Origin of the sequence: Marinobacter pelagius, assembly GCF_003315345.1 — a bacterium.
GTDB lineage: Bacteria > Pseudomonadota > Gammaproteobacteria > Pseudomonadales > Oleiphilaceae > Marinobacter > Marinobacter pelagius_A.
In genome coordinates this window covers 85,408-92,965 of sequence record NZ_QNRO01000017.1, presented here as the reverse complement: position 1 = coordinate 92,965, position 7,558 = coordinate 85,408, and the positions used below count along the sequence as shown (strand labels likewise).

At 60.2% G+C, this 7,558-nt stretch carries 7 protein-coding genes and 1 tRNA gene; all 8 read right to left on the bottom strand.

Features of this window, described 5'->3' with window-relative positions; genetic code table 11:
- Positions 1-311: 311 nt before the first annotated feature.
- The 8 genes from DET50_RS14330 to bamA all read right to left on the bottom strand — a co-directional run bounded on the left by DET50_RS14330 (position 312) and on the right by bamA (position 7,519).
- A tRNA-Met gene (locus tag DET50_RS14330) sits at positions 312-388 on the bottom strand.
- A gap of 79 nt (positions 389-467) precedes the next feature.
- Positions 468-1,148 carry a ribonuclease HII gene (gene rnhB, locus DET50_RS14325; protein WP_113863514.1) on the bottom strand — a complete coding sequence of 227 codons (681 nt, stop codon included), beginning with the start codon at positions 1,146-1,148 and terminating at the stop codon, positions 468-470.
- Complete coding sequence (gene lpxB / locus DET50_RS14320) at positions 1,136-2,275, bottom strand: lipid-A-disaccharide synthase (RefSeq protein ID WP_113863518.1); 1,140 nt, start codon at positions 2,273-2,275, stop codon at positions 1,136-1,138. The genes rnhB and lpxB overlap by 13 nt, the downstream gene beginning before the upstream one ends.
- Positions 2,276-2,346: 71 nt before the next feature.
- A complete protein-coding gene (gene lpxA / locus DET50_RS14315; protein WP_113863513.1) occupies positions 2,347-3,138 on the bottom strand; it encodes an acyl-ACP--UDP-N-acetylglucosamine O-acyltransferase in 792 nt (263 codons plus the stop codon).
- Positions 3,138-3,575 (bottom strand): 3-hydroxyacyl-ACP dehydratase FabZ, encoded by a 438-nt coding sequence (gene fabZ / locus DET50_RS14310; RefSeq protein WP_113863512.1) that lies wholly within the window; start codon positions 3,573-3,575, stop codon positions 3,138-3,140. The genes lpxA and fabZ overlap by 1 nt, the downstream gene beginning before the upstream one ends.
- An 11-nt stretch (positions 3,576-3,586) precedes the next feature.
- Positions 3,587-4,612: a UDP-3-O-(3-hydroxymyristoyl)glucosamine N-acyltransferase gene (lpxD, locus tag DET50_RS14305; RefSeq protein WP_113863511.1), complete on the bottom strand. Its 1,026-nt coding sequence runs from the start codon at positions 4,610-4,612 to the stop codon at positions 3,587-3,589.
- A gap of 44 nt (positions 4,613-4,656) precedes the next feature.
- Positions 4,657-5,154, bottom strand: a complete 498-nt coding sequence (locus DET50_RS14300) for an OmpH/Skp family outer membrane protein (protein ID WP_113863510.1) — start codon at positions 5,152-5,154, stop codon at positions 4,657-4,659.
- A 46-nt stretch (positions 5,155-5,200) separates the two neighbouring features.
- Complete coding sequence (gene bamA / locus DET50_RS14295) at positions 5,201-7,519, bottom strand: outer membrane protein assembly factor BamA (protein ID WP_113863509.1); 2,319 nt, start codon at positions 7,517-7,519, stop codon at positions 5,201-5,203.
- Between the last annotated feature and the right edge of the window lie 39 nt (positions 7,520-7,558).

The following is a 7,558-nucleotide window of genomic DNA, read 5'->3' as shown; positions in this document are numbered from 1 at the left end:
AACTCAACTACGGAGTCGATCTATCAACCATCTGAGGGTGGTATCAGATTGATGGGGTGAAGGTGCCCCATCAACCATTAAATCCGTATACCCTCTTTATCATTCTGCCGCTGTGAATTATGCGGCGCTCCAAACGAAAAAAGGCAGATCGGTGGAATACCGATCTGCCTTTCTTGTGTGGTAGCGGGGAGCAGGCGCGATTGAGCGCCTGCGGCAGCGGCTAATCGGCGCGAAGCGCCAAAAAAAGCGCTGACTCAAAAGCCCCCGCTCAAAAGCAACAAGGCCCGCATCTGCGGGCCTTGTTTCAATAATGGTAGCGGGGGCTGGATTCGAACCAACGACCTTCGGGTTATGAGCCCGACGAGCTACCAGACTGCTCCACCCCGCATCAAAACTGGTTGTCTTTCGGGGCTGGCCCCGATCAACGTGGCGCGTATATTAAGGACCGGGAGCGGGTCTGTCAATTGTTAATTTTCGAACAAATCCGTGGGGAAGATGAGTTCCTCGGCGGGCGTTCTACCTGGGGCTTTGTAGAGCCCGACGGTATCGATCACTTCCTGTACTGGTCGGAAGGAACGACGGTGTTCCGGCGTCGCTCCCAGGCGCCGTAGCGCTTCGAGATGCACGGGGGTGGGATAGCCTTTGTGCTTGCCCAGTTCGTAGCCCGGGTAACGCTCTTCGAGCTCTTCCATTTCCCGGTCACGGGTAACCTTGGCAAGAATGGAGGCGGCGCTGATTTCGGCGACTCGGCTGTCGCCCTTGATCACGGGCTCTGACGGCCAGTGCCATTTGGGGCAGCGATTGCCGTCCACCAGCACATACTCCGGCGGGATGGCCAGGCCGGCAACGGCGCGCTCCATGGCGAGCATGGTGGCCTGGTAGATGTTGAGCCGGTCGATCTCGGCTGCCTCGCAGCGGCCCAGACTCCAGGCGGCGGCTTTTTCGATGATTTCGTCGTACAGGGCGAGGCGTTTTTTCTCGGTGAGTTTTTTCGAATCCGCGAGGCCGGCGATGGGTTTGTCCGGATCGAGGATGACGGCGGCTGTGACCACCGCACCGATCAGCGGGCCGCGGCCAACTTCATCGACGCCGGCCAGCAACCGGCCCTGGTATCGGCATTCGAATGGGGGTAACTCTACCTTTGCCATCCGGCTCTCTCCTCCAGCAGCCCGGAGACGGCCTCAGCGGCCTTTTCGTCGGCATTCTGGCGCAGGGTCAGGTGCAACTCGGTAAAGGCTTTCTGCAGCCGCTCCCGCTCTTCGAGGTTCTCCATACGCTCCAGCACGGCCGCGCCCAGGGATTCCGCGGTGGCATCGTCCTGGAGCAGTTCCGGAACCAGAGCTTCTTTCGCAAGCAAATTCGGCAGTGCAACGTGGGGCACTTTCACCAGGCGGGAGAGCAGCGCATAGCTCATGTTGCTCAGGCGGTAGCCGACCACCATGGGTTTCTTCAGCAACATGGCTTCCAGGGTCGCGGTGCCGGAGGCCAGCAGGACCACATCGGAGGCGGCCATCACTTCCCGGGATTGGCCGCGCACGATGGTAACCGGCAGTTTTACTTCCAGGGATTCCACCAGGGCCTGAACCTGTTTCTCCCGATCCCGGTTCACACAGGGAATCACCAGCTGGATATCCGGGCGGCGCTCCTGCAGCCAGCGGGCGGCTTCCAGGAACAGATTGCCGAGGCGCTCCACCTCCCCTGCCCGGCTGCCCGGCAATACCGCCAGTAACGGGGCATTCTGGTCCAGTCCGAGTTGCTCCCGGGCTTTGCCGGTATTCGGCTCGAGGGGAATCCTGTCGGCCAACGGATGGCCCACAAACGCCACGGGCACATTGTGCTCTTCGTAGAAGCGAGCCTCGAACGGAAACAGGGTGAGCATGAGATCGACTGATTTGGCGATCTTGAAGATACGCTTCTGGCGCCAGGCCCAGACAGAGGGGCTGACGTAATGCACGGACGGAATCCCCGCCTCCCGGCAGCGCCGTTCGATGGCCAGGGTGAAATCCGGGGAGTCGATGCCGATGACCACATCGGGCCGGTTGGTAAAGAAGTAATCAAACAGCCGGGCGCGGATGCTGAACAGTTCCCGGATCCGGCCCAGTACTTCCACCAAGCCCATTACGGATAGCCGTTCCATGGGCACGAGCGAGTGGAAGCCTTCAGAAATCATTTCCTCGCCACCGATACCCACAAACCGGGCTTTCGGATAGCGGCGCCTGAGGGAACGGATCAGGCCGGCACCGAGGATGTCCCCCGATGCCTCGCCGGCGATCATGGCGATGATGAGCTTGCGCTCGCTGACGATGGACGATGTGGTGGTTTCCGTCACCGGAAGGCTCCGGTTGGTCAGCGAATGATGCCGCGGTGTGCTCCGCGCAGGGATTCAATCAGCGGGCGTACTTCCGGCACGTCGCTGTAGTTCTTCTGCAGCTCTTCAAGCGCCTGCTCGGTGGTTAGACCCTGGCGGTAGATGGCCTTGTAGGCGCGACGGAGTGTGAGCAGTGCGTCTTTGCTGAAGCCACGGCGCTTGAGGCCTTCGGCGTTCAGGCCGTGAGGCTCGGCGGACTGGCCGCTGGCCATGACGTAGGCCGGGATATCCTTGAGTACGATGCTGCCACCGGCGGCCATACTGTGGGGGCCGATGTTGCAGAACTGGTGCACCATAGTGCCGCCACCCAGAATGGCGAAATCACCCACCGACACGTGGCCGGCCAGGGTCGCACAGTTGGCCAGGATGGTGTTGTCACCCACGATGCAGTCGTGGGCCACGTGCACGTAGGCCATCAACAGGTTGCCGTTGCCGATGCGGGTCTCGCCGCGATCCTGGATGGTACCCCGGTGAATGGTGCAGTTCTCGCGGATGACGTTGTTGTCTCCGATCACCAGAGTGGTGGGCTCGCCAGCGTATTTCTTGTCCTGGCACTCTTCCCCGACACTGGAGAACTGGAAAATCCGGTTATTGCGGCCGATTACGGTCGGCCCCTTGATCACCACGTGGGAAAGGATTTCAGTACCTTCACCGATTTCCACGCCTGGGCCGATGTAACTCCACGGGCCAACGGTCACGTTGTCCGCCAGCTTGGCTGATGGGTCTACAATCGCTTGAGGATGGACACCCGACCAGTCATTTGTCGCCATCAAACTTCTCTCTCAGCGGTCAAGATTTCTGCCGTGCAGACGACTTCCCCGTCGACCAGCGCTCGGCATTCGAATTTGTAGATGCCGCGCTTGCCGGAGAGGAACTCCGCTTCCATGTCGAGGCGATCTCCGGGCAGCACAGGGCGCTTGAACCGGGCCTTGCTGGACCCGGCGAGGTATTGTACCACGCCGTCAGATGGTTTCCGGCCCACGGTCACAAAACCGAGAATGCCTGACAATTGTGCCATAGCTTCGATAATGAGCACGCCGGGCATGATCGGATTGTCGGGGAAATGGCCCTGAAAGAAGTTCTCATTGAAAGAAATGTTCTTGTACCCCTTGATTGAGACGCCCTTCTCAACCTCGGTCACCCGGTCCACCAGCAAGAACGGGTACCGATGTGGCAGGTATTCAAGAATTTCGTTGATTTTCATCATGTTGGTCGGCCTCAGCCCTCTAATTTCTTTTCCAGTTCTTTGACCCGCCGTGCAAGCACATCGAGCTGGCGGAAGCGCACGGCGTTTTTGCGCCATTGCCGGTTGGTATCGGCGCTGGTGCCGGAGGAGTAGACCCCCGGTTCGCGGATGTCGCCGGTGACCAGAGTCATGCCGGTGAGGTGCACCTGGTCGGCGATTTCCAGATGGCCTGCCACGCCGGAGGCACCACCGAATACGCAATGACGGCCGATCCGGGTGCTGCCGGCAATGCCGACCATGGCCGCCATGGCGCTGTGTTCACCAATATGGACGTTGTGGGCAATCTGGATGAGATTATCGAGTTTCACGCCATCGCCGATGACGGTGTCATCCAGTGCTCCGCGATCGATGGTGGTATTGGCGCCCACCTCCACGTCGTCTCCAAGTACCACGCTTCCCAGCTGGGCTATGCGGTGCCAGACGCCCTTTTCGTTGGCAAAGCCGAAACCGTCCGAGCCGATCACCGCACCACTGAGGATATGGCAACGCTGCCCGACCACCACGTCGTGGGCCAGGGTCACCCTGGATCGGATCACGGTGTCACGTCCGATCCGGCAGCGGGCACCGACAACGCTGCCGGCGCCAATGACGACGTTCTCGGCAATCTCGGCCTCCGCTTCGATCACGGCGTGGGGGCCGATGCTGGCGTTTTCGGCAATCCGGGCGGAAGGATCCACAACGGCACTGGCATGCACCCCGGGTGCCGGTACCGGCGCGGGATCAAACCAGTGACTGAGGCGAGCATAGCCCAGATAGGGGTTGTCCAGTAGCAGGACATTGGTCGGACAATCCTGGGCGGCCGACGGTGAGAGGATCACCGCGGAGGCTCGGGTGTCCGCCAGGTATTTGCCATAGGCCGGGTTGGCGAGAAAACTGATCTGACCGGGGCCCGCGGCCGAGAGGGTCGCCAGCCCGGTGATCTGCACCTCGGGGTCTCCCTTCAGCTCTGCCCCCAATGCCTTGGCGATATCACCAAGCCGGTAGGACTTTTCTGTCATGACATACTCCAGAGCATCATCCGGGGCCGAGGTGCCCCCATCGGTTAACGGTTCAGCTTTTCCAGCAGCTGGGACGTGAGGTTCATTTCCGGCTTCACGTAGACCACCGCTTCGCTCGGCAGGATCAGGTCCAGATCGTTCTCTTCCAGCAGTTCCTTGACCGCTGCGTCCACTTCCGGGCGGGCGTTCTCGAGAAACTGCTGCTTGCGCTGAGCCACAGTGTTATCCAGGCGCTGCTTGAGCATGTTGAATTCCTGCACCTTCTGCTGGAACTGGCCGGTCAGCTCATTGCGCTCGGTCTCATTCATCATGGCGCCGTCTTTTTGCAGGCGCTCCTGAAGCTTGCGCGCTTCCTCCTGGGCTGCCCTCACCTTGGCTTCCTCGCCGGCGAAGTCCTTCTGCAGCGTTTCACTGAAGGCCTTGGCTTCGTCAGAGGAAAACAGCGCCTGGCGAAGGTCGACCACGCCAATGCGGGTCTCGGCAAAGGCGGGCAGGCTGACGGCCATCAGGGCCGCTGCAAGCAGGGTAATCATACGGGACATGGTGTTTCTCCTGTGTTTCATCCTTTACTGTTGTTATCAGTGGCCATCAGAAGGTCTGGCCGAGGGAGAACTGGAACACCTGGGTGTCGTCCCCCTCCTTGTCATTCAGCGGCTGGGCAAGACTGAAGGCCAGCGGGCCGACCGCCGTGATCCACTGGAAGCCGACACCGGCTGCCAGGCGCACTTCACTCAGTTCCGGATCAAAGCCACGCTCGGTATCGAACACCTGACCGGCATCCAGGAACACCGAGGTGCGCATGGAACGGCTGTCGCCCGCGAACGGGGTCGGCGTGATCAGCTCCAACCCACCCTCGGTGAGCAGGTTGCCACCGAACGGATCCGGTTCGGACAGGTCGAACTCGCTGTTGGTTGCCCGCAGGCCGAGGGAATTGGCCTCGTAGCCCCGGACCGAGCCGTAGCCGCCGGAGTAGAAATGCTCGTAGAACGGCATCTGGGTGCGGTCACCGTATCCGTCACCATACCCGATCTCGGAACGGGCGCGGAATACCCAGCGGTTGTCGTCGTCGATCGGGAAGTAGAAGTCGGTCTTGTGGGTGGCCTTGTAGAAGGTCAGGTCACTGCCCGGCACCGCCACATCGATGGAGAGCGAGTGGCTGTAACCATCGGTGGGCAGAACACCCCGGTTCAGGGTGCTCCGGCGCCAGCTGCCGAACAGGAAATAGTTGTCGAAGGAATCACCTTCTTCAGCGATGAAATCCCGGACTTGCTGGGAAGTAAAGATCCCTTCCTTGATGTTGGAACGGGTGTAGCCCAGACCGAAGTTCAGGCGGGTAATCTGGTCAGTCGGATAGCCGAAGGTCACCCGGCCGCCGTACTCGTCCAGCAGATAAGAGGAAATGTCCTCCTCCTCGTAGTCGGTCTCCCGGGCAAACAGGCTGAAGCCACGGCTTACACCGTCCACGGTGTAGTACGGATCCAGGTAGGAGATGTTGGCACTCTTGACCGAATCACTGACATTCACCCCGAAGGACACCCGCTTGCCGGTACCGAAGAAATTGTTCTCGGACACATTGGCACCAAGGATCACCCCGGAATCCTGGGAGAAGCCGATGGACGCGGACAGGCTACCGGTAGGCTGCTCTTCCACGGAGTAGTTCACGTCCACCAGGTCATCGGTACCCGGTACCGGAACCGTCTCGACATTCACCGTGCTGAAGAAGCCAAGGCGCTCAAGCTTGGTCTTGGAGAACTCGATCCGGTCCGAGGACGCCACAGCGCCCTCCATCTGGGTCATTTCCTGGCGCAGAACGTCGTCCCGGGTAGAGACGTTGCCGTCAAAGTTAATGCGGCGCACATAGGCGCGCTTGCCCGGCTCGACGTAGAAGGTCACGGCGGCGGTATTATCATCCGACGGCTCAGGGACGGCATTCACGTTAGCGAAGGCATAGCCTTCCTTGCCCAGCCGGAACGACAGTGCCTCGGAAATCGCTGTCATGCGGGCGCGGGAGAATACATCGCCTTCCTTTATCGGGATCAGCTTGCGCAGTTCCTCTTCGCCGACGATCAGATCGCCCCTCAGGTTGATCTCGGAGATGGTGTACTGGGGGCCTTCATTGATGGCGATGGCGATAAAGACTTTCTGCTTGTCCGGGGAGATGGACACCTGGCTGGATTCGACGGTGAAGTCGAGATAGCCACGGTCCAGATAGAAGGAGCGCAGGCTTTCCAGATCCCCGCTGAGGCGTTCACGGGCGTATTTGTCGGAATTGGTGATGGAGTTCCACCAGCTGGTGGTTTCCAGCTCGAACAGACCCAGCAGTTCTTCTTCGCTGAAATCGTTGTTACCGACGATGTTGATGTGATGGATGGCCGCAACGGTACCTTCGTTGATGTCGAGGCTGATGGCGACCCGATTCCGGGGCAGTTCTTCGGCCGTCGCTTTTACCCGGGCGTTATAGCGGCCCTGGGCGATGTAGGAGCGCAGAATCTCGAGTTCCAGGCGTTCGAGGGTGGCGCGGCGAAATACCTGGCCTTCCTGCAGGCCGGCGCCGGCCAGGGCATCCATCAGCATTTCGGTTTCGATGTTCTTGTTGCCCTCGATCTCGATGGAGCTGATGGAGGGGCGCTCACGCACGGTGACAATGAGGACTCCGGCATCACGGCTGGCCTCGATGTCGGTGAACAGGCCGGTACCGAACAGGGACTTGATGGCACCGGCGAGCTCCGCCTCATCCACCTGCTCGCCAATATTCACCGGAAAGGCGGCAAAAACGCTACCCGCGGAGACCCGCTGGAGGCCTTCGACTTCAATATCCGCTACCGTAAATTCATCCGCCAGCGCTGGTTTCATGCCCATAGAGGCCACAGCGAGGCCAACGGCTACACCTAGAAGAGAACGTCTCATTCAAATATTTCGCCTGGTTAATGCGCGTAAGGAGCCCGC

What these genes read in the sequence shown, in the direction of transcription:
- lpxB (WP_113863518.1), bottom strand. Translation starts at nt 2,275, where the DNA reads ATGATCGCCGGCGAGGCATCGGGGGACATCCTCGGTGCCGGCCTGATC.
- rnhB (WP_113863514.1), bottom strand. Translation starts at nt 1,148, where the DNA reads ATGGCAAAGGTAGAGTTACCCCCATTCGAATGCCGATACCAGGGCCGG.
- DET50_RS14300 (WP_113863510.1), bottom strand. Translation starts at nt 5,154, where the DNA reads ATGTCCCGTATGATTACCCTGCTTGCAGCGGCCCTGATGGCCGTCAGC.
- bamA (WP_113863509.1), bottom strand. Translation starts at nt 7,519, where the DNA reads ATGAGACGTTCTCTTCTAGGTGTAGCCGTTGGCCTCGCTGTGGCCTCT.
- lpxD (WP_113863511.1), bottom strand. Translation starts at nt 4,612, where the DNA reads ATGACAGAAAAGTCCTACCGGCTTGGTGATATCGCCAAGGCATTGGGG.
- fabZ (WP_113863512.1), bottom strand. Translation starts at nt 3,575, where the DNA reads ATGATGAAAATCAACGAAATTCTTGAATACCTGCCACATCGGTACCCG.
- lpxA (WP_113863513.1), bottom strand. Translation starts at nt 3,138, where the DNA reads ATGGCGACAAATGACTGGTCGGGTGTCCATCCTCAAGCGATTGTAGAC.